Origin of the sequence: Streptomyces sp. SDT5-1 (assembly GCF_052245995.1) — a bacterium.
Taxonomy (GTDB): Bacteria; Actinomycetota; Actinomycetes; order Streptomycetales; family Streptomycetaceae; genus Streptomyces.
In genome coordinates this window covers 4,074,326-4,097,662 of sequence record NZ_CM125963.1, presented here as the reverse complement: position 1 = coordinate 4,097,662, position 23,337 = coordinate 4,074,326, and the positions used below count along the sequence as shown (strand labels likewise).

Sequence of the window (23,337 nt, the reverse complement as noted above, 5' to 3'; positions counted from 1 at the left end):
CACACAAGGGTTGCGGCGGTACGAATGCTCGTACCGCCGCTGGCATGTCCATCGGGTTACCAAGCGTCCTCGAATATTTGCCCATCAGGTCGGGTTCTTTGCCCGTGGCCTGGTGCGGCTGGCCCGTAATCGACGGGTCGACGTCGCGTGGGTGCCCGGTGTTCATGCATCCGGTCCGTGGGGCCTTTTGCGGTTGAAGGTGTTCCTCTCGGATGTCCTTGGTCTCGCGGGCCGTGAATCCTTTGTACTCCTCCCCAAGGGGAAGCGGAAGCCCTGGCCACACTTCTTTACTTTTAGGTTCAAACAGGACGAACCGGCGGCGTTACGAGGCGCCTGACGTGGCCCGACGGCGGCTCGCGTACCAGACGAGACCCGCCGTGACCGCCGCCGCCCCGACCCCGGCCGCCGCGAGCAGCGCGGGCCGCGAGGGCGTCGCCAGGTGCGGCAGGCGCTGCTTGAGCCGGACCGGCTTGTGGAAGTCGAGGATCGGCCACTCGCGCGCGAGGGCCTCGCGGCGCAGCGCGCGGTCGGGGTTGACGGCGTGCGGATGCCCGACCGAACCGAGCATCGGCAGATCCGTCGCCGAATCGCTGTACGCGTAGCAGCGCGCCAGGTCGTACCCCTCGGTGCGGGCCAGCTCCTTGATGGCCTCCGCCTTGGTCGGTCCGTACGCGTAGTACTCGACCTCGCCCGTGAAGCAGCCGTCGTCGCCCACCACCATGCGCGTGGCGACCACCCGGTCCGCGCCGAGCAGCTCGCCGATCGGCTCGACGACCTCGGCACCCGATGTGGAGACGATCACCACATCGCGCCCTGCGGTGTGGTGATCCTCGATGAGGGACGCCGCCTCGTCGTAGATGATCGGGTCGATGAGGTCGTGCAGGGTCTCGGCGACGATCTCCTTCACCTGCCGCACGTTCCAGCCGCGGCAGAGCGCCGAGAGGTACTCGCGCATCCGCTCCATCTGGTCGTGGTCGGCGCCGCCGGCGAGGAAGACGAACTGGGCGTAGGCGGTGCGCAGTACGGCCCTCCGGTTGATCAGCCCGCCTTGGTAGAACGACTTGCTGAACGTGAGAGTGCTCGACTTAGCGATGACCGTCTTGTCCAGGTCAAAGAACGCGGCTGTACGAGGTGTCGAGTGAGGCAAGGAGTGGTTTTCCACGGGGCCGAGCATAGGCGCCAACCATTCGGCGTAAGCTGGGGCGCGTGGGTTTGCTTGAGAAGGCTCTCGGGTACACCATGGAAGTCACGGATCGTTCGCGACCGTGCTAACCCGGTCTGGCTCCTCCCCCCCCGAGTCGGACCGTGGGGACGACCCCCGCTCTCCCCCCCGGCGGGGGTCGTCGCATGTCCGGACCCGTTTTCGGGTCCTTTTTTCTTGTCCACCCGCGGGTCGTCGCGGGCTCGCGCGGCCGGTGCGGCGCGCCTCGGGCCACTCACGCTGCGTGACCGTCGGGCTGCTCTGTGGGCAGTTCCATGCCGAGTTCAAGGTGTCACTGGTATGAGTGACCGGGATATTCACAAGCCTTCTCGCGTCCACAGTTATTGACCAAGATCCCCACGATTTCCGGGATCGCTGCACGGTGATTCCGCACGCGAAGTTCGGTTCGTGTTCTTGGCCGGTTTGTTATGCCCGAGCGGTGCCCGAGTGGCGGTATTCGGCGCCTTCGGCACGGCGGCTTCGCGTGCGCATCGGATCGTCCGCAGGGGCGGGCGAGCGCGGCGACAGGGGGACCGGAGCATGGCGGGAGTCATCGACTGCGACGGGCGGGACGTGCGAAGCGTCCCGCTGATCGTGACGGAGGACGTGGGACTGCTCGATGATCTGCTGCGCCTGTGCGCGGCGGCGGGCGTGCGGCCCGAAGTCGGGCACGGAGCGGAGGCGGGCGGAGAGGGCCGGGGCGGCTGGGAATCGGCGCCCCTGGTGCTCGTTGGGGACGACGCGGCGCGGCGGCTGCGCGGGGTCTCCCGACGGCCTGGAGTGATCTTGGTTGGTCGTGATCAGGACGATTCCGGGGTGTGGCGGCGGGCCGTGGAGATCGGCGCGGACCACGTCCTGGTGCTGCCGGACGGCGAGCAGTGGCTGATGGACCGGATCGCCGACGTCGCCGAGGGCGTGGGGCGGCCCGCGCTGACCGTCGGGGTGCTCGGCGGGCGCGGCGGCGCCGGGGCCTCCACGCTCGCCTGCGCGCTGGCCGTGTCCGCCGCGCGGGCCGGGCGGCGCACCCTCCTCGTGGACGCGGACCCGCTCGGCGGCGGGCTCGACGTCCTGCTCGGCGGGGAGATGGCCGACGGGCTGCGCTGGCCCGCCTTCGCCGAGTCGCGCGGCCGGGTCGGCAGCGCGGCCCTGGAGGAGTCGCTGCCCCGGCTGCACGATCTGCGGGTGCTCAGTTGGGACCGCGGTGACCTCGCCGCGGTGCCGCCCGAGGCGGTGCGGGCGGTGCTCGCGGCGGGGCGGCGCAGGGGCGGCGTCGTGGTCGTGGACCTGCCGCGCCGGGTCGACGCCGGGTCCGTGGAGGCCCTGGCCCAGCTCGACCTGGGGCTTCTCGTGGTGCCTCCGGAGCTGCGGGCCGTGGCGGCGGCGCGGCGGATGGCCGGGGCGGCCGGGATGGTGCTGCGGGACCTGCGGGTGGTGACGGCTCCCGCGCGCGGGTCGGGCGGCCTCGCCCCGGAGGAGGTGGCGCGCCTGGTCGGGCTGCCGTACGCGGGCGAACTCCCCGCGGACACCCGGGTGGTGGCCGGCGGCCCGCTCGGGCGGTTCTGCGGGGCGTTCTGGGAGCGGATGCCGGTGGCGGCGGTCGAGGGGGACGCGGCATGAGCCAGGTGGTGGGCGCGCGGATGCTCGACGGCGTACGGCAGTGGCTCGCGGAGACCGGGGCGGAGGCCACCCCCGCGCGCGTGACCGAGGCGCTGCGGGCGCAGGGCCGGATCCTGGGCGACGCCGAAGTGCTGGGCGCGGCGGGCAGGTTGCGGTCGGAGCTGGTGGGTGCGGGGCCGCTGGAGCCGCTGCTCGCCGACCCGTCGGTGACGGACGTCCTGGTGTCGGCGCCCGACAAGGTGTGGGTCGACCGGGGGAGCGGCCTGGAGGCGGCAGACGTGAGCTTCGAAAGCGCCGCGGACGTACGGCGGTTGGCGCAGCGGCTCGCGGCCGTCGTCGGGCGGCGCCTGGACGACGCGCGGCCCTGGGTGGACGCCCGGCTGCCCGACGGGACCCGGCTGCACGCGGTGCTGCCGCCGATCGCGGCCGGCTGCACCTGCCTGTCCCTGCGCGTCGTCAGACCGCGGGCGTTCACCCTGGAGGAGCTGGCGGCGGCGGGGACGGTGCCGCCGGGCGGTGACCGGGTGCTGCGGGCGCTGCTCGACGCACGCCTGTCGTTCCTGATCAGCGGCGGTACGGGCACGGGGAAGACGACGCTGCTGAGCGCGCTGCTCGGCCTGGTGGGGCCCCGGGAGCGGATCGTCCTGGCCGAGGACTCCGCCGAGCTGCGACCCGACCACCCCCACGTCGTCCGCCTCGAATCCCGCCCGGCCAACCAGGAGGGAGCGGGCGCCGTCGGCCTCGACGACCTCGTACGGCAGGCCCTGCGCATGCGGCCCGACCGGCTGGTGGTGGGCGAGGTGCGGGGCGCGGAGGTGGTCTCGCTCCTGGCGGCCCTGAACACCGGCCACGAAGGGGGTTCGGGGACCGTCCACGCCAACGCGGCGAGCGATGTCCCGGTCCGCCTCGAGGCCCTGGCCACGGCGGCAGGACTCGACCGCGCGGCCCTGCACAGCCAACTCGCGGCGGCGGTCTCCGTGGTGCTGCACCTCGTCCGGGGCAGGGACGGGCGCCGCCGACTGTCCCAGGTCCAGGTGCTGGAGCGGGACGAGGGCGGCTGGGTGCGGGCGGTGCCGGCGCTGGAGTGGGGCGAGCGGGGGTTCGTGGAGGGGGTGGGGTGGGCGCGCCTCGGCCGGTTGCTGGGGGTGCGGTTGGAGTGAGGCCGGGGTCGGCGAGGGGCTTTCGGATGGAGCCACGGGTGGGGCTGTTCGTGCGGGTGGAGAGGGGTGTGTGGACGTGAGCTGGGGTGTGAGCGGTGTCGGCGGGTTGGGCGTGGTGGCCGCCCTCTGGGGTGTGGCCCAGGCGCGGGTGCGGGGGAGGGAAGTGCGGCGGGCTCGGGCGGTGTTGGGGGTCGACCGGCCGGGGCGGGCGAGTGTCGGGGAGAGGTGGTGGGCGTGGCTGCGCGGGCGGCCCGAGTGGTGGTGCGTGGTCGGGGGTGCGGTGATCGGGGCGGCCGGGGCCTCCGTGCTGCCGGTGGTGCTCGGGGTGTGCGCGGTGCCCGGAGTGGGGCGGCTGCGCCGGGCGCGGGCGGCGCGGCGGGGGACGGAGCGGCGCCGGGAAGCGGTGATCCGGCTGTGCGGGCTGCTGGCGGGTGAGGTGCGGGCCGGGCGGCAGCCGGGGGAGGGGCTGGTGGTCGCGGTGCGGGACTCGGGCGCGGTGACCGGCGCGCGGGGTGCGGCGGTGGTGGCGGCGGCCCGGTTCGGCGGGGACGTGCCCGGGGCGTTGCGCGCGGCGGCGCGGGAGCCGGGGGCGGAGGGCCTCGGCGGGCTCGCGGCGTGCTGGCGGGTGGCGGTGGACCGGGGTGCGGGGCTGGCGGCGGGCCTGGAACGGCTCGCGGACGCCCTGCGGGCGGAGCGGGACCAACGGGCCGACTTCAGAGCCCAGTTGGCGGGCCCCGTGTCGACGGCGGGGATGCTCGCCGGCCTGCCGGTGTTCGGGCTGCTGCTCGGTGCGGCCATGGGAGCGAGGCCACTGCGGGTGCTGCTGCACACGTGGCCGGGGGTCGGGTGCCTGGTGGTCGGCGGGGCGTTGGAGGCCGCGGGTCTGTGGTGGGCCATGCGGATCGTGCGGGGGGCGGAGGAGCGATGAACGTTGTCCACAGGCTGGGGGTGACGCTGTGTGTCGCGGCGGCGGCGCTGTTCCTCGCGCGAGCGATCTCGGCGCGCCGAGAGGAGCTGGCGCTGCGGAAGCGGCTGCGGCTGGTCCTGGAGGTGGCCGCGGAGGAGCGGAAGCAGCGGCGGTCGGGACTGCCGGCCGGGGTGCGGCGGTGGGTGCCGGTCGCGGGAGCGGTGTGCGCCGGGTTCGTGCTGGTCGGTGGGGTGGCCGGGGTGGTGGTCGGGGCGATCGCGGGGGCTGGGACGTGGCGGTGGTGGCGGGCGCGGGAGGCGAGAGCGGGGGCAGGCGAGGGCCTCTCGGCGCACCAGGAAGCGGCGCGGCAACTGCCCTTGGCCTCGGACCTCTTGGCGTCGTGTCTGGCGGCGGGAGCGGGGCCTGTGGAGGCGGCGCGGGCGGTTGGCGAGGCGCTGGGCGGGCCCGTGGGCCGGGGCCTTGAGCGGGGTGCCGCGCAGATCAGGTTGGGCGGTGAACCGGGGGCGGCGTGGCGGGAGTTGTGCGCGCTGCCCGGGGCGGACGGCCTGGTGCGGCTGCTGGAGCGGGCGGGCGACTCCGGGGCTCCGGCGGCGGTGCCGGTGGCGCGGTTCGCGGCGGAGTGCCGGGCGGAGCGGGGCCGCAGGTCGACGGCGGCGGCACGCAGGGCGGCCGTGGCGATCACGGCGCCGGTGGGCCTGTGCTTCCTGCCCGCGTTCCTGGTGGTCGGGGTGGTGCCGGTGGTGATCGGCCTGGGAGGAGGGGTGTTCGGAGGGAGGTGACGGAACGGAGTTCGACGGAATGAACAACAGCTGGGCGTATCGAGGGAGTTGGCATGAACGGAATGCGAGTGGTGCGGACGTACGGGCGGCTGTGCGGAGGCGTACGACGCTGGGCGCGGGCGGTGCGGTCCGGGCGGCGGGACGCGGGAATGGTGAGCGCCGAGTACGCGGTGGGGCTGATCGCGGCGGTGGGCTTCGCCGGAGTCCTGTTCCAGGTGGTGACGAGCGACGTGGTGCAGTCGGCGCTGCAGTCCTTGGTGGCGAAGGCGCTCCATGGGTCGTTCTGAGCCCGGGCGCGACCGGGGGTTCGTGACGGCGGAGGCGGCCGTGGTGCTGCCGGTGCTCGTGACGTTCACGATGGCGCTCGTCTGGGTGGTGCTCGCGGCGTCGGCGCAGATCAGATGCGTGGACGCGGCGCGGGCCGGGGCGAGGGCGGTGGCCCGCCAGGAGCCCAGGGCGGCCGCGCTCGCGGTGGCCCGGGAGGCCGCGCCGGACGGGGCGCGCATCGCGGTGGCCCGGGAGGGCGACCTGGTGCGGGTGACGGTACGGACGCGGTCCGTGGGCCCCGGACTGCTCGCGGTGGGCCTGGGCGCGCAGGCCGTGGCGGCGGCGGAGGAGACGACGTGAGGCGCCGGGGCGACCGCGGCTCGGCGACGGTGTGGGTCGCGATGGCGCTGGCGGCGGTGGGGTTGGTGTTCGGCTCGGTACTGGCGATGGCCCGGGCGGTCGAGGCGAAGCACCGGGCGGGCGCGGCGGCCGACCTGGCGGCGCTGGCGGCGGCGGACCACTGGACGGAGGGCCCCGAACCGGCATGCGCGTGGGCGACGCGGGTGGCGAGAGCGCAAGGAGCGGTCGCGGTCCGCTGCGCTCTGCACGGCGAGACCGCGATGGTGACCGCGACATCGGGCTCCGCCCCACTTCAGGCGAGCGTCAGCGCCCGCGCGGGTCCCGCAGGCCCCCCCACAGGCCGTTCAAGCTCTCCTCCGCTCCAGGAGCGGAGGCCCCGACAAATCAGCCCCTCCGGCGATTGAGGAGCGGGGCCCGGGGCGGAGCCCCGCGACGTAGGCCCGGACGACCGCACCAGGGACCCGCCCTACCCCTCCGCGTCCCGCAACAGAACGGAGAGCAACCGCACGGCTCCCCGCTTGTGCAACGGCTCGTTGCCGTTGCCGCACTTGGGCGACTGGATGCACGAGGGGCACCCGGCCTCGCACTCGCAGGAGGCGATCGCCTCACGCGTGGCGGTGAGCCACTCCCGGGCCGTGTGGAAGGCCCGCTCGGCAAACCCGGCGCCGCCGGGATGACCGTCGTAGACGAAGACCGTGGGAAGGAGCGTGTCCGGATGGAGCGGGATCGAGACGCCGCCGATGTCCCAGCGGTCGCACGTGGCGAACAGCGGAAGGAGGCCGATGGAGGCGTGCTCGGCGGCGTGCAGGGCGCCGCCGAGGATCTCGGGGTTCACACGGGCCGCGTCGAGCTGGTCCTCGGTGACGGTCCACCACACCGCGCGGGTGCGCAGCGTACGAGGAGGGAGGTCGAGCTTGGTCTCGCCGAGGACCTCGCCGGTGATCAGGCGGCGTCGCAGATAGCCGACGACCTGGTTGGTCACCTCGACGGAGCCGTAGCACAACCGGCCGTCGCCCCAAGGGACTTCGACGTCGGTCTCCAGGATGGAGATGGCCGTGGTGTCGCGGGCGGTCGTCGAGTACGTGGGGTTCGCCGGCTCGACCAGGGCGACGTTGTCGTCGAGGTCCAGCTTCTTCACCACGTAGGTGCGCCCCTGGTGGAGGTGGACCGCGCCGTCGTGCACCGACGTGTGCGCGGCGCCCGCGTCGACCGTGCCGAGCAGTCGCCCCGTGCCCGCCTCGACGACCTGCACGGGCGAGCCGCCCTCGCCGCGGATGTCGGCGAGGTCCGCCGCGGACTCGCGGCGCGTCCAGTGCCAGGCCTTCGTGGCGGACCGCCGGCGCAGCAGCTTCGCCGCCTCCAGCTGCGGCAGCAGCTCCCCGGTCGCCGGGCCGAACAGCTTCAGGTCCGGTTCGGTGAGCGGGATCTCCGCCGCAGCGGCACACAGGTGCGGGGCCAGCACGTACGGGTTGTCGGGGTCGAGGACCGTCGACTCCACGGGCTGGTCGAAGACGGCCTCGGGGTGGTGGACGAGATACGTGTCCAAGGGGTCGTCGCGGGCGACCATGACGGCGAGCGCGCCCTCGCCGGAGCGCCCGGCCCGCCCCGCCTGCTGCCACAGCGAGGCGCGCGTGCCGGGGTAGCCGGAGATGAGGACGGCGTCCAAGCCGGAGACGTCGATGCCGAGTTCGAGGGCGGTGGTCGCGGCGAGGCCGAGGAGCTCGCCGGAGTGCAGGGCCGCTTCGAGGGCGCGGCGTTCCTCGGAGAGATAGCCGCCGCGGTAGGCCGCGACCCGCCGGGCCAGCGAGCGGTCGACCTCGGCGAGCCGCTCCTGGGCGATCACGGAGATCAGCTCGGCGCCGCGCCGGGAGCGTACGAAGGCGACCGAGCGGACGCCCTGCACCGCGAGGTCGGTCAGCAGGTCCGCCGTCTCGGCCGTGGCCGTGCGCCGCACCGGCGCGCCCTTCTCGCCGCGCATCTCCGTCAGCGGCGGCTCCCACAGGGCGAAGACCAGCTCGCCGCGCGGCGACGCGTCGTCCGCGACCTCCACGACGGGCAGCCCCGTCAGCCGTTCGGCGGAAGCGGCCGGATCGGCTGCGGTGGCCGATGCCAGCAGGAAGACGGGCTCGGATCCGTAGCGGGCACATATGCGGCGCAGCCGGCGAAGGACCTGCGCCACGTGGGAGCCGAAGACGCCGCGGTAGGTGTGGCACTCGTCGATCACGACGTACTTGAGGGCACGCAGGAAGGAGGACCAGCGCGGGTGGGAGGGCAGGATGCCGCGGTGCAGCATGTCCGGGTTGGTGAGGACGTAGTTTCCGTACTGGCGTACCCACTCCCGTTCCTCGAACGGGGTGTCGCCGTCGTAGACCGCGGGGCGGATCGCCGTACCGAGCGGTTGTGAAAGTTCCTTCACGGATCGGCACTGGTCCGCCGCGAGCGCCTTCGTCGGGGCGAGGTAGAGCGTGGTGGCGCCACGCCCGTTCGGCGCCTCGGATCCTTCGAGGAGGGTCGACAGGACCGGGACCAGGTAGGCGAGGGACTTTCCTGAGGCCGTTCCGGTGGCGACGACCACCGAGTCGCCGTCCAGGGCGTGCTCCGCCACTTGTGCCTGGTGGGCCCAGGGGTGCGCGATTCCGGCGCTCTGCACGGCCGCGATGACCTCGGCGCGGATCCGGTCCGGCCAGACGGCATGACGCCCTGGCCGAGGGGGCAAGTGCTCCGTATGGGTGATGCGCGCAGCCCGACTCGGACCCGAGGCGAGACGCTCGAGAACGGCCCCGGGCGAGGGGCGGTCAGCGGCGGACGCCGAGGGTCGTTCGGATCGGTGATTCGTGGCCATCGGCACCGAGTGTGTCACTGGCGTGACGGACAATGCTCTGAAGGCGTCGTGCACGCCTGCCGGTAAGTGATTGAATGCCATCGCGGCTGGCGAACCGTCTCGGGGACCAAGCCGAGGTGTCCCCGAGGGGCGACCGCTCGATAGCAAGGTGCTGGAGGATCCGTGGACCTGTCCCTGTCGACCCGTACCGTCGGCGATCGTACGGTCGTCGAGGTCGGTGGCGAAATCGATGTGTATACCGCGCCCAAGCTGCGCGAGCAGCTGGTCGAGCTGGTGAATGACGGCAGTTTCCACCTTGTCGTCGACATGGAGGGCGTGGACTTCCTCGACTCCACCGGGCTCGGCGTGCTGGTCGGCGGTCTGAAGCGCGTGCGCGCCCATGAGGGCTCGTTGCGCCTGGTGTGCAACCAGGAGCGCATTCTCAAGATCTTCCGTATCACCGGACTGACCAAGGTGTTCCCGATCCACACCTCGGTCGAGGAAGCCGTCGCGGCGACCGACTGAGCCCGGTGACGCCGGTGGCGACACCGGCCCAGGCGAGGGGAGCGGGCGGCCGAGGCCGTCCCGGTCCCCGGGAGCACGCTCGTAACCCGTGGGGCCCGTCTGTCCGAGGGGGATGCATGGCCACTGTCGAACTCCGCTTCAGCCCTCAGCCCGAGCACGTCAGGACGGCCCGTCTGGTGGCGGCCGCCGTGGCGCGCAGGTCGGGCGTGGACGAGGCCGTGCTCGACGAGGTCAGGCTCGCCGTCGGCGAGGCGTGCAGCCGCGCGGTCGGGCTGCACCAGAGCAGCGGCATCTCGGCGCCGGTGCGAGTGGCCCTGATCGAGGAGGAGAAGCAGTTCTCCATCGAGGTCGGGGACGAGGCGCCCCGCACGCCGCCACCGTCGGCCGCAGCGGGCGGCGAGGGCGCGTCCGACGACCTGGAGGCCGAGGGCGAGGACGAGATGGGTCTCGCCGTCATCAGCGGTCTCGTGGACGACGTGGAGGTCACCGCGGACGCGGACGGCGGACTCATTCGGATGAGTTGGCCGACGCTCCCCGCGTCGACCCTGCCGTAGCGCTCCGCGCGCGGCCGGAGATCTTTTGTCGAGGCCCTGTGCACCTTTCGGTGCGCAGGGCCTCTTCCGTGTCTTCTGCGTCTTCCGTGTCTTCTGCGCCCTCTGCTTCTTCGGTGTTTTCTGAGTTTTCCGAGGTGGGCAGAGTGTAATGCCCTCGGGGGATTAGCGATTCCCGCTTTCCCGGCGCTTGCGGTTCACCGAACATTTGCTGGGTAGGAAACAATTCCGTTTGCCGCGCCCTGTTTTGATCAGGTCCCGCTCCCTACAATCCGTCCACATCTTGAGCTCAGTCCAAGCGTCAAGGAGGACGAATGGCGGAGCCCTCTACCCCCTCTACGTTCGCAGCCGCAGTTCTGACCGACGGCAACAGATTGATCGTCGTCGTCATCGCCGTCGTGGCGCTCGCGGCGCTCGCCGTCGCCGGGATCCTGGTGCGCCAGGTGCTCGCCGCCGGCGAGGGCACGGATTCCATGAAGAAGATCGCGGGCGCGGTCCAGGAAGGCGCGAAGGCCTATCTGGGACGACAACTGCGCACCCTCGGCGTATTCGCCGTCGTCGTGTTCTTCCTGCTCATGCTGCTGCCGGCGGACGACTGGAATCAGCGCGCGGGCCGGTCGATCTTCTTCTTGATCGGCGCGGTGTTCTCGGCCGTCACCGGCTATATCGGAATGTGGCTCGCGGTGCGCAGCAATGTGCGTGTGGCGGCGGCCGCAAGGGAAGCGACACCGGCGGAGGGCGAGCCGGAAAAGGATCTCACTTCCGTCTCGCACCACGCGATGAAGATCGCTTTTCGTACGGGTGGCGTCGTCGGCATGTTCACGGTGGGACTCGGCCTGCTCGGTGCCTCCTGCGTCGTCCTCGTCTACGCGGCCGACGCGCCCAAGGTCCTGGAGGGCTTCGGGCTCGGCGCCGCGCTGATCGCCATGTTCATGCGTGTCGGGGGCGGCATCTTCACCAAGGCCGCCGACGTCGGCGCCGACCTGGTCGGCAAGGTCGAGCAGGGCATTCCGGAGGACGATCCGCGCAATGCCGCGACCATCGCCGACAACGTGGGCGACAACGTCGGAGACTGCGCCGGAATGGCCGCCGACCTGTTCGAGTCGTACGCCGTCACGCTGGTCGCCGCGCTGATCCTCGGCAAGGCGGCCTTCGGCGACGCGGGGCTCGCGTTCCCGCTGATCGTGCCCGCGATCGGGGTCGTCACGGCGATGATCGGCATCTTCGCCGTCGCACCGCGCCGCGCCGACCGCAGCGGCATGAGCGCCATCAACCGCGGTTTCTTCATCTCCGCGGTGATCTCGATCGTGCTCGTGGCCATCGCCGTCTTCACGTATCTGCCGGGCTCGTACGGCGACCTCGAAGGCGTCACGGACTCCGCGATCAGCGGCAAGGACGGCGACCCGCGGATCCTCGCGGTCGTCGCCGTGGCCATCGGCATCGTGCTCGCGGCCCTCATCCAGCAGCTCACCGGCTACTTCACCGAGACGACCCGCCGCCCGGTGCGGGACATCGGCAAGACGTCGCTGACCGGTCCCGCGACCGTGGTGCTCGCCGGCATCTCCATCGGCCTGGAGTCGGCCGTCTACACGGCGGTGCTCATCGGGCTCGGCGTGTACGGGGCGTTCCTGCTGGGCGGTACGTCGATCATGCTGGCCCTGTTCGCGGTCGCGCTGGCCGGTACGGGGCTGCTGACCACGGTCGGCGTCATCGTCGCCATGGACACCTTCGGGCCGGTCTCCGACAACGCGCAGGGCATCGCCGAGATGTCCGGCGACGTGGAGGGCGCGGGCGCGCAGGTGCTCACCGACCTCGACGCCGTCGGCAACACGACGAAGGCCATCACCAAGGGCATCGCCATCGCGACGGCCGTGCTCGCGGCGGCCGCGCTGTTCGGCTCGTACCGGGACGCGATCGTCACGGCGGCGCGCGACGTCGGCGAGAAGGTCGGCGAGGGCGGGCCGATGAACCTCGTGATGGACATCTCGCAGCCCAACAACCTGGTGGGGCTCGTCGCCGGAGCCGCGGTGGTGTTCCTCTTCTCCGGCCTTGCCATCAACGCCGTGTCCAGGTCGGCGGGTTCGGTGGTCTACGAGGTGCGCAGGCAGTTCCGCGAGCACCCCGGGATCATGGACTACACGGAGAAGCCGGAGTACGGGCGTGTGGTCGACATCTGTACGAAGGACGCGCTGCGGGAGCTCGCCACGCCCGGGCTGCTCGCCGTCATGGCGCCGATCGCGGTCGGCTTCACGCTCGGCGTCGGCGCGCTCGGCGCGTATCTGGCGGGCGCCATCGGCACCGGCACGCTGATGGCCGTCTTCCTCGCCAACTCCGGCGGCGCGTGGGACAACGCCAAGAAGCTCGTCGAGGACGGCAACCACGGCGGCAAGGGCAGCGAGGCGCACGCGGCGACGGTCATCGGCGACACGGTCGGCGACCCGTTCAAGGACACCGCCGGACCGGCCATCAACCCGCTCCTGAAGGTGATGAACCTGGTGGCGCTGCTCATCGCGCCCGCGATCGTCAAGTTCAGCTACGGCGACGACGCGAGCGTGGGCGTGCGGATCGCGGCGGCCGTCGTGGCGCTCGTGGTGATCGTCGGAGCCGTCTACATGTCCAAGCGGCGCGGCATCGCGGTCGGCGGGGACGAGGACGGCGACGCGGGCGGCACTGGACGGGTGCCGGGCCAGGCGGATCCGGCCGTGGTCTCCACGACGCGTACGTAGGTCACCCCACGTACGGGCGCTGAGTGGGCGTCAGTACCACAACCGGTGGGCGGACAGTGCGTTTTGACGGACTGTCCGCCCACTGCCATGTTCTGACGTAGTTTCTCTACGTCTGCGGTGCGGCTCGTTCCGTTTCCAGTGAGCCTTCTCTCTCTTGGTGCAAATGGCTGCTAAAGGCCAATAAAGTGGTCGTATAGGACACCCGGCGTGCGATTGTCGTGTGCGTGGCGTGTAAGTTCCGGGGCCGAGAGCCATGGAAGGGACCAATCCGGTGAACAAGAAGCTTGCTGCCGCACTGTCCGGCGGTGCGGTACTGGTACTGGCGTTGTCGGGCTGCAGCGACGACAGCAACGAGAAGCTGGACTCCTGGGCCAAGCAGGTCTGCGACAAGGTCCAGCCGCAGGCGAAGAAGATCGAGGCCGCGAACTCCGCGATCCAGAAGCAGACCTCGGACAACAGCGAACCCAAGCAGGTCCAGAAGACGGACTCGCAGGCGTTCCAGGACATGTCCGACGCGTACAAGGCGATCGGCGACGCGGTCGACAAGGCCGGGGCCCCGCCGGTCGACGGCGGTGAGAAGAAGCAGCAGAACGCCGTCAAGGAGCTCGACAAGATCTCGACGTCGTACGCCGACCTGAAGAAGAAGGTCGACAAGCTCGACACGGGCGACCAGGCGAAGTTCGCCGACGGGCTGAAGGACATCGCCGGTCAGCTGGACACGCTGAGCCAGGACGGCAGCGACGCGCTGAAGAAGCTCGAGGAGGGGGACGTGGGGAAGGCGATGGCGAAGCAGGAGAGCTGCAAGAGCGCTTCCGCTACGCCGTCGGGGTCCTAGGTCCCGGTTCCGTTTCGCGCCCCCGGGGTTGCGCAATTTTGCGCGGCGCCGGGGGCGACGCCGTGTTCGGGGGCGGAACACCTGCCCACAGCGGTGGGCGGGTGACAATGGGGGTGTGAGTTCTTCCGGTTTTGTATCGCTGCCCGCCGTTGACCGAAACGACGTCGCTCAGGAGCTGCGTGACGCGCTGATCGCTGCCGAGTTCACCGCCGATGGGCTGCTCGAACTGCTCGGGGCGTCCGCGTACGCGGCGCTGGCGCGGAGTGAGACCGTGCCGGCGTTGCGGGCCACCCGGGGGGAGCGGCCCCTGGAGACGCTCGTACGGCTGTTCCTGTTGCAGCAGCCCGCGCCGCGCGAGCGGGCCGCCGAGGTGCTGCCGCTCGACGCCTGCCTGGAGAGCGGCTGGCTGGTGGCCGTCGGGGGCGACGAGGTCGCGGCGAGCGTCGACGTACGCCCGTACGGCGGACCCGAGGGCGAGGACTGGTTCATCGTGTCCGACCTCGGGTGCGCGGTCGGCGGCGCCGGGGGCATCGGCAGCCGCGAGGAGGGCGTCGTGCTCGGGGTCGGCGGGGCGTCCACCACGCTCGCCGGGATCACCGTGCGCACGCCCGTCGGATCGGCGCTCGACCTCGGCACCGGCTCCGGGATCCAGGCGCTGCACGCGGCGCGGCACGCCACGCGGGTGACCGCGACGGACCTCAACCCGCGCGCGCTGCACATGACGGCGCTGACCCTCGCCCTGTCGGGCGTGCGGGCCGCCGAGCTGCGGGAGGGTTCGCTGTACGAGCCCGTGGGCGACGCGACGTACGACCTCGTCGTCTCCAACCCGCCCTTCGTGATCTCGCCGGGCGCCCGGCTCACGTACCGGGACGGCGGCATGAGCGGGGACGATCTGTGCCGCTCGGTCGTTCAGGGGGCGGGGGAGCACCTGAACGAAGGGGGATACGCGCAGTTCCTGGCCAACTGGGAGCACGTGGACGGCGAGGAGTGGACCGAGCGGCTGCGTTCCTGGGTGCCGCGCGGCTGTGACGCCTGGATCGTGCAGCGCGAGGTGCAGGACGTCGCGCAGTACGCCGAGTTGTGGCTGCGGGACGCCGGTGACCACCGCGGCGATCCGGCGGAGTACGCGGCCCGGTACGACGCGTGGCTCGACGAGTTCGAGGCGCGCAAGGTGCGGGCCGTCGGGTTCGGCTGGATCACGCTCAGGAAGACGGATGCGGACGAGCCGTCGATCGTCGTCGAGGAGTGGCCGCACCCCGTCGAGCAGCCGCTCGGCGAGGCCGTGCGCGGGCACTTCGAGCGGGTCGACTGGCTGCGCTCGCACGACGACGCGGCGCTGCTCGGCGCGCACTTCAAGCTGGCCGGCGAGGTCGTGCAGGAGCAGGTCGGGCTTCCGGGCGCCGAGGACCCGGAGCACGTCGTGCTGCGGCAGGGCCGCGGGATGCGCCGCGCGACGAAGGTGGACACGGTCGGCGCCGGGTTCGCGGGCGTCTGCGACGGGACGCTGAGCGCCGGGACGATCCTCGACGCCATCGCCCAACTCATGGGCGAGGACGCGGTGTCGCTGCGCGACCGGACGCCCGCACAGATCCGCACGCTCGTCGAGCAGGGCTTCCTGGAGCCGTTCACGCCCGTCGCCTGAGACGCGTCGCCTGAAACACGTCGACTCAAACGCGTCGGCTGAGAACGGTCGGCCGCTCTTCGCCTTGTGGCGCCCGGGAGTTCACCCGGGGTTCCGCCACCCGTGTCAGCGTCGCCCGCCTGGGTACCGGAATCGGTCCGTACGTGGGGGAGGCAGACGATGGAGAGTGTTCCGGCGTTGTTCGCGGGCGCGGTGTTCGGACTGTTCGGCGCGGGCCTGTTGACGTGGACCGGGGCGCGCGCCGCGCACCGCGAGCCGGTCGCATACGGGGCGCGCCCGGCGACGGCGGTGGTGCTCGCCGCGGCGACCGGGGCCGTGTCCCTGGCACTCGCCGTGTGGTGCTTCGGGCAGGCGTAGACCTCAAGGCGGTCGGGCGCGCTCAGACCGCGTTGCGCACGACCGCCCAGAGCGCCGCCCCGGCGAGGATCGCGGTCGCGCCGCGGCCCCCGATCGGCGGGTCCCAGCGGCGGCCGCGCAGCCCCTCGTACGCCCAGCGGCCCAGCAGGGCGAGGGCGAAGGGGGCGGCGAGCAGCAGCGCGGCGTTGTCGTGCCAGGCCGCGACGTACCGGCCGTGCATCAGGTCGTAGACCATCCGCGTCCCGCCGCACGCCGGGCAGAGCAGACCCGTGGCGAAGCGGAACGGGCAGCCCGGGAGGGCATGGCCCGGCTCGTGCGGGTCCGTGCCGTACAGGTACAGCGCGGCCGCGACGCCCGCCGCGAGCACCCCCAGCGGGGCCGCGGCGGGGGCGCGGAGCGCGCTTCTGAGGCGGGACCCGGGGGACGACGCGGCGTGCGGCACGGTCAGGAGTCCCGGAGCACGCGGCCCTGGGCGTCCGTGGCGTTGTTGCCCGCGAGCATCATGATGCCGTCGATGAGGCCCCAGATGCTGCCGATTCCGCAGGTCACGAGGGACACGATGAGCATGGTGACCGCCATGCCGGTGTGGCCGGTGTAGAAGCGGCCCGCGCCGAATCCACCCAGGAAGATGCCGAGGAGACCCGCGGCGAGCTTCGTCTTGTCCGAGTACGGACGGCCGTACGGGTCGTAGCCGTAGGGCGCCATCGGGTCGTAGGGCATGCCCATGCCGGGGCCCATGCCGGGAGCGCCGCCCATGCCGGGGCCGGGCGGCGGCGGGTAGGCGCCACCGGCCGGGGCGGAACCCGGGTAGGGGTAGCCGTAACCGGGCTGCCCCGGCTGGCCCTGCGGCTGGCCGGGCTGACCGGGAGGAGGCGTGCCGTAGCCGGGCTGACCCTGCGGCTGGCCGGGGGCGCCGTAGCCGGGCTGCGAGCCCTGCTGCGGGTAGCCGTACGGGCCCGCGCCCTGCTGGCCCGGCTGGCCGGCCGGGGGCTGGTTGTACGGGTTCCCGCCCGGCTGGTCCTTGGGGGACTGGCCGTACGGATTGCTGTCGGACATGGGGGAAGCTCCTGGATCGGTGATGCCTGGGGGGACGAGCCGGAGGCTCCCCGCGGGCTCCCCCAGCCACTCGCCATCTTGTCAGGGCCCGACAAACGCGGCTGCCACAGGGCACAGGAGCGCCGCGAAGGCACGTACCCACGTACCCGGACCCGATGCGTCCGCTCCCCGGTCCGGGGGCAGGATCACGAGGAGTCGGGTTACCGTTCCGAGTGGCTGCTGCGTGCTTTTCCCGTTTGACACACCGGCGGGAGGTACCGTCACACTCCGCAGCAGTGCCGCGGAACCGGCACGATCCCGCGGGAGAAAGCCATCGAAACGGCCCCGAACCGCCGACCGGAGAGAAGAGCGAAGTTGTCCCCGACCAGCGAGACCGCACAGGGCGGCCGCCGACTCGTCATCGTCGAGTCGCCCGCCAAGGCGAAGACGATCAAGGGCTATCTCGGCCCCGGATACGTCGTCGAAGCGAGCGTCGGGCACATCCGCGACCTCCCCAACGGCGCGGCCGAAGTCCCCGAGAAGTACACCGGCGAGGTGCGCCGTCTCGGCGTCGACGTCGAGCACGACTTCCAGCCCATCTATGTCGTGAACAGCGACAAGAAGGCGCAGGTCAAGAAGCTCAAGGACCTGATGAAGGAGTCCGACGAACTCTTCCTCGCCACCGATGAGGACCGCGAGGGCGAGGCCATCGCGTGGCACCTCCAGGAAGTCCTGAAGCCGAAGATCCCGGTCCACCGGATGGTCTTCCACGAGATCACCAAGGACGCGATCCAGCAGGCCGTGCGCAACCCGCGCGACCTGAACAAGAAGCTGGTCGACGCCCAGGAGACCCGCCGCATCCTCGACCGTCTGTACGGCTACGAGGTGTCGCCCGTCCTGTGGAAGAAGGTCATGCCGCGCCTGTCGGCGGGCCGCGTGCAGTCCGTCGCCACCCGCCTCGTCGTCGAGCGCGAGCGCGACCGCATCGCCTTCCGCTCCGCCGAGTACTGGGACCTGACCGGCACCTTCGCCACCGGCCGCGCCGGTGACCCGTCCGACCCGTCGTCGCTGACCGCCCGGCTCTCCGCCGTCGACGGCAAGCGCATCGCGCAGGGCCGCGACTTCGACTCCCTTGGCCGGCTGAAGGCCGGTTCGGCGAACACGCTGCACCTGGACGAGGCGAACGCGCGGGCGCTCGCCGCCGCCCTGGAGGACACCCGGTTCTCCGTCCGCTCCGTCGAGTCCAAGCCGTACCGCCGCTCGCCGTACGCCCCGTTCCGTACGACGACGATGCAGCAGGAGGCCTCGCGCAAGCTGGGCTTCGGCGCCAAGGCGACCATGCAGGTCGCCCAGAAGCTGTACGAGAACGGCTTCATCACCTATATGCGTACGGACTCCACGACCCTGTCGGACACGGCCGTCGCGGCCGCCCGTTCGCAGGTCACGCAGCTCTACGGCAGCGACTACCTGCCGGACAAGCCGCGCACGTACGCCGGCAAGGTCAAGAACGCGCAGGAGGCGCACGAGGCGATCCGCCCCTCCGGCGACCGCTTCCGCACGCCCGCCGAGACCGGCCTGACCGGCGACCAGTTCAAGCTGTACGAGCTGATCTGGAAGCGCACCGTCGCCTCCCAGATGAAGGACGCGGTCGGCAACAGCGTCACCGTGAAGATCGGTGGCACGTCCGCCGACGGCCGCGACGCCGAGTTCAGCGCCTCCGGCAAGACGATCACCTTCCACGGCTTCCTGAAGGCCTACGTGGAGGGCGCCGACGACCCGAACGCGGAGCTGGACGACCGCGAGCGCCGCCTCCCGCAGGTCGCCGAGGGCGACAGCCTGTCCGCCGAGGAGATCTCGGTCGACGGCCACGCCACGAAGCCGCCCGCGCGCTACACCGAGGCCTCGCTCGTCAAGGAGCTCGAAGAGCGCGAGATCGGCCGTCCGTCCACGTACGCGTCCATCATCGGGACGATTCTGGATCGCGGATACGTCTTCAAGAAGGGGACGGCACTCGTGCCCTCCTTCTTGTCGTTCGCCGTCGTCAACCTGCTGGAGAAGCACTTCGGCCGGCTCGTCGACTACAGCTTCACCGCCTCCATGGAGGACGACCTCGACCGCATCGCGCGCGGCGAGGCGCAGGCCGTGCCGTGGCTGAAGCGTTTCTACTTCGGCGAGGGCTCCGACGGCCAGGGCGGCGCCGCGGACGCCGGGAACGGCGACGGGGACCACCTCGGCGGCCTCAAGGAGCTCGTCACCGACCTGGGCGCGATCGACGCCCGCGAGGTCTCCTCGTTCCCGGTCGGCAACGACATCGTGCTCCGCGTCGGCCGCTACGGCCCGTACATCGAGCGCGGCGAGCGCGACTCCGAGAACCACCAGCGCGCCGACGTGCCCGAGGACCTCGCGCCCGACGAGCTGTCCGTCGAGTACGCGGAGGAGCTGCTCGCCAAGCCGAGCGGCGACTTCGAGCTGGGCGCCGACCCGCAGACCGGCCGCCAGATCATCGCCAAGGACGGCCGCTACGGCCCGTACGTCACCGAGGTGCTCCCCGAGGGCACCCCGAAGACCGGCAAGAACGCGGTGAAGCCGCGGACCGCCTCGCTCTTCAAGTCGATGTCGCTCGACACGGTGACGCTCGACGACGCCCTGAAGCTGATGTCGCTGCCGCGCGTCGTCGGCCAGGACGCCGAGGGCGTCGACATCACCGCGCAGAACGGCCGGTACGGCCCGTACCTGAAGAAGGGCACGGACTCGCGCTCCCTGGAGACCGAGGACCAGATCTTCAACATCACGCTGGAAGAGGCCCTGGAGATCTACTCCAAGCCGAAGCAGCGTGGCCGCGCGGCCGCCAAGCCGCCGCTGAAGGAGCTCGGCACCGACCCGGTCAGCGAGAAGCCCGTCGTGGTGAAGGACGGCCGCTTCGGCCCGTACGTCACCGACGGCGAGACCAACGCGACGCTGCGCTCTGCGGACTCCGTGGAGGAGATCACGCCGGAGCGCGGCTTCGAGCTGCTCGCCGAGAAGCGGGCGAAGGGCCCCGCCAAGAAGAAGACCGCCAAGAAGGCGCCGGCCAAGAAGACCGCGGCCAAGAAGACCGCGGCCAAGAAGACGACCACGGCGAAGAAGACGGCGGCCAAGAAGACCACCGCCAAGAAGGCGCCCGCGAAGAAGGCGCCCGCCAAGAAGGCGGCTTCGGCGGAGTAGTTCGGCTCAGCAGCACGACGAGGAGGCACTGGTTCCGCGGCCCGCGGAACCAGTGCCTCCTCGTCGTGCGCGCACAGCGCCCACGGGAAGGCGTCACACCGGGAACACACCTTCGGAGTGTCGGTGGGGCCCGATAGGCTGGACGAATGACCCGTGCCGAGCAGCCAACGGACCCCAACACGGCCCCAGACGACGCCCTGGTAGCGGACTCCCGAGAGCGTGCCGTGCGCGCCCTGTTGCGCGTACCGCAGTTGAAGCGACTGTGGTCCGCGCAGCTCGTCGGCGGAGTCGGCGATGTGATCGGGCTGCTCGTGCTCGTGGTGCTCGCGGTGCAGACGGCGATCCCCGAGGAGTCGTTCGGCGGCGGGTACCGGGGCGTGGCCTTCGCCGTCGCCGCCGTGTTCGGCGCCCGGATCCTGTCCACGCTGCTGTTCGGCGCCGTCCTGCTCGGACCGCTGACCTCCCTGACGACGCCCGGCGGACCGCTCGACCGGCGCTGGACCATGGTCGGCGCCGACGGCGTGCGGGCCGCGCTCCTCATCGTCGCCCCGCTGTGGACCGACTGGGTCCCGGACAACGCGCTGGCGATGCTCCTCGTGACGGCCTTCGTCATCGGGGTCGCCGAGCGGTTCTGGACCGTCGCCAAGGAGAGCGCGGCGCCCGCGCTGCTGCCCCCGCCGCCGATCGAGGGCGCCGCGGTGCGCCCGCTGCCCGACCACGCGGACGCGCTGCGGAGGCTCTCCCTGCGCACCGGGTTCGTCGCCGTGCCGCTCGGCGCCGCCGCACTCGTCCTCGTCACCCTGGTGCAGAACCTGATCGGGGCGGGCGTCGACTGGTTCGCCGCGCACCAGGTGGCGCTCTCGTCCTACGTGGGGGCCGGGCTCTTCGCCGCCTCCCTGTCGGTCGTCTTCTTCCTCGAACTCCCGGACACCCAGACCCCGCGCGCGCGGTCGCCGCTCGAGGGGCTGCGCAGGCCCAGCACCGGCACCGGAGTCGACAAGGGCCGCACCGGAGCGATCCGGCTCCTCGTGCTGGCCTGCTCCTGCGTCGCCGGGGCGATCGCCTCCGCCGTCGCCGTGTCCGTGCTGCACGCCAAGGACCTGGGCGGCGGCCCGGTCACGTACGGCCTGATCGTGCTCGGCCTGACCGGGGGCACCGTCGTCGGCATCCGCTCGGCGCCCAAGGTGCTGCCCGCGCTGTCCAGGCGCCGGCTGTTCGCGCTCGCCATCGCGCTCACCGGCATCGCGCTGCTCGCGGCCGGCCTGGTGCCCGACGTGACGAGCGTGATCCTCATCCTGACCATCGCCGGGGTCACCGCGGGCATCGCCGCGAACACCGGGCACACGCTGCTCGACCAGGAGACCGAGGAGCACCGCAGAGCCCGCACCACCGAGCACCTCCAGGCCGTCGTACGGGTGTGCGTCGCGCTCGGCGCGCTGCTCGCGCCCGTGCTGGCCGCGCTCATCGGGCCGCACCACCTGGAGAGCGGCAAGTTCGTCTTCGCGCACGGCGGCGCCGCGTTCACGCTGATGCTGGTCGGCGCGCTGCTGCTGCCCGTCGCCGCGCTGGTGCTCGCCAAGGCCGACGACCGCAGCGGGGTGCCGCTCCGGCACGACCTCCTCGAGGCGCTGCGCGGCGGCCACGACCCGGCGCAGGCCCCGGCCGCGACCGGATTCTTCATCGCCCTCGAAGGCGGCGACGGCGCGGGGAAGTCGACGCAGGCCGAGGCGCTCGCGGAGTGGATCCGCGGCAAGGGCCACGAGGTCGTCGTCACCCGCGAGCCGGGCGCGACGCCGGTCGGCAAGCGGCTCCGCTCGATCCTGCTCGACGTCTCGTCCGCCGGTCTCTCGCACCGCGCGGAGGCGCTGCTCTACGCCGCCGACCGCGCGGAGCACGTCGACACGGTCGTCCGCCCCGCGCTCGAACGCGGCGCCGTCGTCATCTCCGACCGCTACATCGACTCGTCCGTCGCCTACCAGGGCGCGGGCCGCGACCTGTCGCCGACCGAGGTCGCCCGCATCAACCGCTGGGCCACCAGCGGCCTCGTACCGAACCTGACCGTGCTGCTCGACGTCGACCCGGAGGCCGCGCGCGAGCGGTTCACGGAGGCGCCCGACCGGCTCGAGTCGGAGCCGATGGAGTTCCACGCGCGCGTGCGCTCCGGTTTCCTGACGCTGGCCGCGGGCGACCCCGGCCGCTACCTGGTGGTGGACGCGGGCCAGGAGCCGGAGGCGGTCACGACCGTCATCCGTCACCGCCTCGACGTTCTGCTGCCGCTCTCCGAAGCCGAGATCAAGGCGCAGGAGGAGGCCCGCAAGGCCGCCGAGGAAGAGGCGCGCCGCAAGGCCGAGGAGGAGGCCGCCCGCAAGGCGGAGGAGGAGCGCCTGGAGCGCGAGCGCCAGGAGCAGCTCGCCAAGCTGCGCGCCGAAGAGGAGGAGCGCAAGCGCCGCGAGCTGGAGGAGGCGCAGCGCCTCGAGGCGGAGCGGCAGGCCGAGGAGGCCCGGCAGCGCGCCGAGGAGGAGCGCCGCAGGGCCGAGGAGGAGCGGGCCCGCCTGAAGGCCGAGGAAGAGGCGCGCGCCGCCGAGCAGGAGCGGCTGCGCAAGCAGGCCGAGGAGGAGGCGCGGCTGCGCGCCGAGGCCGAGGCGCGGCGCCTGGAGAAGCAGCGCAAGGCCGAGGAGGCCCTGCTGCGCGCGGAGGAGGCCCGCCGTCTCGCGGCGCAGGCCGCCGAGCAGGCGCAGCGCAGCGCGGGCGCGCCGACGACGAACCTGCGCAAGGTCGAGCTGCCGAGCGAGGCGCCGGACGACCGGGCGCCCGACGACCGGGTTCCGGACAACGAGACGACGGTGCCGACCCCGATCGTCGACTTCACCAAGGCGCCGGAGCCTGCCGCGTCCTCGCCGGACGCCGACGAGACCACGGTGCTGCCGCAGGCCGGGGACTCCGACGAGACGACCGTGCTGCCGCAGTACCGGGACACGGCGGACGCCGAGGAGACGACGCAGCTGCCGCAGCCGCCCGCGCCCGGCGCGGCGGACGAGACGGCGGTGCTTCCCCAGGTGTCCGATCCGGCGGACCGTGTGCCGAGCGGGTACTTCCGCGACGAGCGGCCCGGTTCGGACCCGGACGGGTCCAACGAGCGCACGGCCGAGCTTCCGCAGGTCGACGAGAACGGCCGGCCGAAGCGGCCGCGGCCCGACTGGGCGGAGGAGACGCCGCTCGACGACCTGCCGTCGCTCGCGGACGAGCTGCTCGGCGGCCGCGACGAGGAGGACGGCCGGGGCAGGCGGCGCCGGTAGTCCGAGCGCGCCGCCGCTCGGGGCGCGGGGGTC

The 23,337-nt window shown here is 72.4% G+C and carries 19 protein-coding genes; 15 read left to right on the top strand and 4 right to left on the bottom strand.

The features are described 5' to 3' along the window. Positions 1 to 322 precede the first annotated feature (322 nt). Positions 323 to 1,174 carry an HAD family hydrolase gene (locus ACTWJ8_RS18900; protein ID WP_443264614.1) on the bottom strand — a complete coding sequence of 284 codons (852 nt, stop codon included), beginning with the start codon at positions 1,172 to 1,174 and terminating at the stop codon, positions 323 to 325. A 567-nt stretch (positions 1,175 to 1,741) separates the two neighbouring features. On the opposite strand from ACTWJ8_RS18900, the gene ssd reads away from it, so the two are divergent. The 7 genes from ssd (at position 1,742) to ACTWJ8_RS18865 (ending at position 6,716) form a co-directional block, all read left to right on the top strand. Then, the gene (ssd, locus tag ACTWJ8_RS18895) at positions 1,742 to 2,818 is read left to right on the top strand and encodes a septum site-determining protein Ssd (RefSeq protein WP_356387238.1); all 1,077 of its coding nucleotides are present in this window, start codon (positions 1,742 to 1,744) and stop codon (positions 2,816 to 2,818) included. Beyond that, the gene (locus ACTWJ8_RS18890; RefSeq protein WP_443264612.1) at positions 2,815 to 3,978 is read left to right on the top strand and encodes a TadA family conjugal transfer-associated ATPase; all 1,164 of its coding nucleotides are present in this window, start codon (positions 2,815 to 2,817) and stop codon (positions 3,976 to 3,978) included. Before ssd ends, ACTWJ8_RS18890 begins: the two co-directional genes overlap by 4 nt. A gap of 76 nt (positions 3,979 to 4,054) precedes the next feature. After that, positions 4,055 to 4,906 carry a type II secretion system F family protein gene (locus tag ACTWJ8_RS18885; RefSeq protein WP_443264610.1) on the top strand — a complete coding sequence of 284 codons (852 nt, stop codon included), beginning with the start codon at positions 4,055 to 4,057 and terminating at the stop codon, positions 4,904 to 4,906. Continuing rightward, positions 4,903 to 5,685 (top strand): type II secretion system F family protein, encoded by a 783-nt coding sequence (locus ACTWJ8_RS18880; RefSeq protein ID WP_443264609.1) that lies wholly within the window; start codon positions 4,903 to 4,905, stop codon positions 5,683 to 5,685. Before ACTWJ8_RS18885 ends, ACTWJ8_RS18880 begins: the two co-directional genes overlap by 4 nt. A 53-nt stretch (positions 5,686 to 5,738) precedes the next feature. After that, positions 5,739 to 5,972 (top strand): DUF4244 domain-containing protein, encoded by a 234-nt coding sequence (locus tag ACTWJ8_RS18875; protein ID WP_443264607.1) that lies wholly within the window; start codon positions 5,739 to 5,741, stop codon positions 5,970 to 5,972. After that, the gene (locus ACTWJ8_RS18870) at positions 5,959 to 6,312 is read left to right on the top strand and encodes a TadE family type IV pilus minor pilin (protein WP_443264605.1); all 354 of its coding nucleotides are present in this window, start codon (positions 5,959 to 5,961) and stop codon (positions 6,310 to 6,312) included. Before ACTWJ8_RS18875 ends, ACTWJ8_RS18870 begins: the two co-directional genes overlap by 14 nt. Beyond that, positions 6,309 to 6,716, top strand: coding sequence for an Rv3654c family TadE-like protein (locus tag ACTWJ8_RS18865; RefSeq protein ID WP_443264604.1), 408 nt, complete (start codon positions 6,309 to 6,311; stop codon positions 6,714 to 6,716). The genes ACTWJ8_RS18870 and ACTWJ8_RS18865 overlap by 4 nt, the downstream gene beginning before the upstream one ends. Before the next feature lie 62 nt (positions 6,717 to 6,778). On the opposite strand, the gene ACTWJ8_RS18860 is transcribed toward ACTWJ8_RS18865, so the two are convergent. After that, positions 6,779 to 9,235, bottom strand: coding sequence for a DEAD/DEAH box helicase (locus tag ACTWJ8_RS18860; protein WP_356387281.1), 2,457 nt, complete (start codon positions 9,233 to 9,235; stop codon positions 6,779 to 6,781). Positions 9,236 to 9,316: 81 nt separating this feature from the next. Between ACTWJ8_RS18860 and bldG the strand changes: the two genes are divergently transcribed. From bldG to ACTWJ8_RS18830, 6 genes are all read left to right on the top strand, one after another. Then, positions 9,317 to 9,658, top strand: coding sequence for an anti-sigma factor antagonist BldG (bldG, locus tag ACTWJ8_RS18855; protein WP_003975386.1), 342 nt, complete (start codon positions 9,317 to 9,319; stop codon positions 9,656 to 9,658). 116 nt (positions 9,659 to 9,774) lie between these two features. Further along, positions 9,775 to 10,212 (top strand): ATP-binding protein, encoded by a 438-nt coding sequence (locus tag ACTWJ8_RS18850; protein ID WP_356387283.1) that lies wholly within the window; start codon positions 9,775 to 9,777, stop codon positions 10,210 to 10,212. A gap of 311 nt (positions 10,213 to 10,523) precedes the next feature. After that, entirely contained in the window at positions 10,524 to 12,935 is a 2,412-nt protein-coding gene (locus ACTWJ8_RS18845) for a sodium-translocating pyrophosphatase (RefSeq protein ID WP_443264602.1), read from the top strand. A 253-nt stretch (positions 12,936 to 13,188) separates the two neighbouring features. Then, positions 13,189 to 13,770 (top strand): small secreted protein, encoded by a 582-nt coding sequence (locus ACTWJ8_RS18840; protein WP_356387288.1) that lies wholly within the window; start codon positions 13,189 to 13,191, stop codon positions 13,768 to 13,770. Positions 13,771 to 13,885: 115 nt separating this feature from the next. Beyond that, the gene (locus ACTWJ8_RS18835; protein WP_356387291.1) at positions 13,886 to 15,412 is read left to right on the top strand and encodes a DUF7059 domain-containing protein; all 1,527 of its coding nucleotides are present in this window, start codon (positions 13,886 to 13,888) and stop codon (positions 15,410 to 15,412) included. Between the two features lie 159 nt (positions 15,413 to 15,571). Then, positions 15,572 to 15,769, top strand: a complete 198-nt coding sequence (locus ACTWJ8_RS18830; RefSeq protein WP_356387294.1) for a hypothetical protein — start codon at positions 15,572 to 15,574, stop codon at positions 15,767 to 15,769. A 22-nt stretch (positions 15,770 to 15,791) separates the two neighbouring features. Here the strand turns inward: ACTWJ8_RS18830 and ACTWJ8_RS18825 are convergent, their stop codons facing one another. Beyond that, positions 15,792 to 16,211: a DUF2752 domain-containing protein gene (locus tag ACTWJ8_RS18825; protein WP_443264600.1), complete on the bottom strand. Its 420-nt coding sequence runs from the start codon at positions 16,209 to 16,211 to the stop codon at positions 15,792 to 15,794. Positions 16,212 to 16,213: 2 nt separating this feature from the next. Beyond that, complete coding sequence (locus ACTWJ8_RS18820) at positions 16,214 to 16,825, bottom strand: TM2 domain-containing protein (RefSeq protein ID WP_356387299.1); 612 nt, start codon at positions 16,823 to 16,825, stop codon at positions 16,214 to 16,216. Between the two features lie 354 nt (positions 16,826 to 17,179). Here ACTWJ8_RS18820 and topA point away from each other — a divergent pair, with 354 nt between their 5' ends. Further along, positions 17,180 to 20,008, top strand: a complete 2,829-nt coding sequence (gene topA, locus ACTWJ8_RS18815; RefSeq protein ID WP_443264599.1) for a type I DNA topoisomerase — start codon at positions 17,180 to 17,182, stop codon at positions 20,006 to 20,008. A gap of 146 nt (positions 20,009 to 20,154) precedes the next feature. Then, positions 20,155 to 23,304, top strand: a complete 3,150-nt coding sequence (tmk, locus tag ACTWJ8_RS18810) for a dTMP kinase (RefSeq protein ID WP_443264597.1) — start codon at positions 20,155 to 20,157, stop codon at positions 23,302 to 23,304. Positions 23,305 to 23,337 lie beyond the last annotated feature (33 nt).

What these genes read in the sequence shown, in the direction of transcription:
- ACTWJ8_RS18870 (WP_443264605.1), top strand. Translation starts at nt 5,959, where the DNA reads ATGGGTCGTTCTGAGCCCGGGCGCGACCGGGGGTTCGTGACGGCGGAG.
- ACTWJ8_RS18820 (WP_356387299.1), bottom strand. Translation starts at nt 16,825, where the DNA reads ATGTCCGACAGCAATCCGTACGGCCAGTCCCCCAAGGACCAGCCGGGC.
- ACTWJ8_RS18830 (WP_356387294.1), top strand. Translation starts at nt 15,572, where the DNA reads ATGGAGAGTGTTCCGGCGTTGTTCGCGGGCGCGGTGTTCGGACTGTTC.
- ACTWJ8_RS18840 (WP_356387288.1), top strand. Translation starts at nt 13,189, where the DNA reads ATGGAAGGGACCAATCCGGTGAACAAGAAGCTTGCTGCCGCACTGTCC.
- ACTWJ8_RS18845 (WP_443264602.1), top strand. Translation starts at nt 10,524, where the DNA reads ATGGCGGAGCCCTCTACCCCCTCTACGTTCGCAGCCGCAGTTCTGACC.
- ssd (WP_356387238.1), top strand. Translation starts at nt 1,742, where the DNA reads ATGGCGGGAGTCATCGACTGCGACGGGCGGGACGTGCGAAGCGTCCCG.
- tmk (WP_443264597.1), top strand. Translation starts at nt 20,155, where the DNA reads ATGACCCGTGCCGAGCAGCCAACGGACCCCAACACGGCCCCAGACGAC.
- ACTWJ8_RS18880 (WP_443264609.1), top strand. Translation starts at nt 4,903, where the DNA reads ATGAACGTTGTCCACAGGCTGGGGGTGACGCTGTGTGTCGCGGCGGCG.
- ACTWJ8_RS18875 (WP_443264607.1), top strand. Translation starts at nt 5,739, where the DNA reads ATGAACGGAATGCGAGTGGTGCGGACGTACGGGCGGCTGTGCGGAGGC.
- ACTWJ8_RS18850 (WP_356387283.1), top strand. Translation starts at nt 9,775, where the DNA reads ATGGCCACTGTCGAACTCCGCTTCAGCCCTCAGCCCGAGCACGTCAGG.
- ACTWJ8_RS18890 (WP_443264612.1), top strand. Translation starts at nt 2,815, where the DNA reads ATGAGCCAGGTGGTGGGCGCGCGGATGCTCGACGGCGTACGGCAGTGG.
- ACTWJ8_RS18860 (WP_356387281.1), bottom strand. Translation starts at nt 9,235, where the DNA reads ATGGCATTCAATCACTTACCGGCAGGCGTGCACGACGCCTTCAGAGCA.
- ACTWJ8_RS18900 (WP_443264614.1), bottom strand. Translation starts at nt 1,174, where the DNA reads ATGCTCGGCCCCGTGGAAAACCACTCCTTGCCTCACTCGACACCTCGT.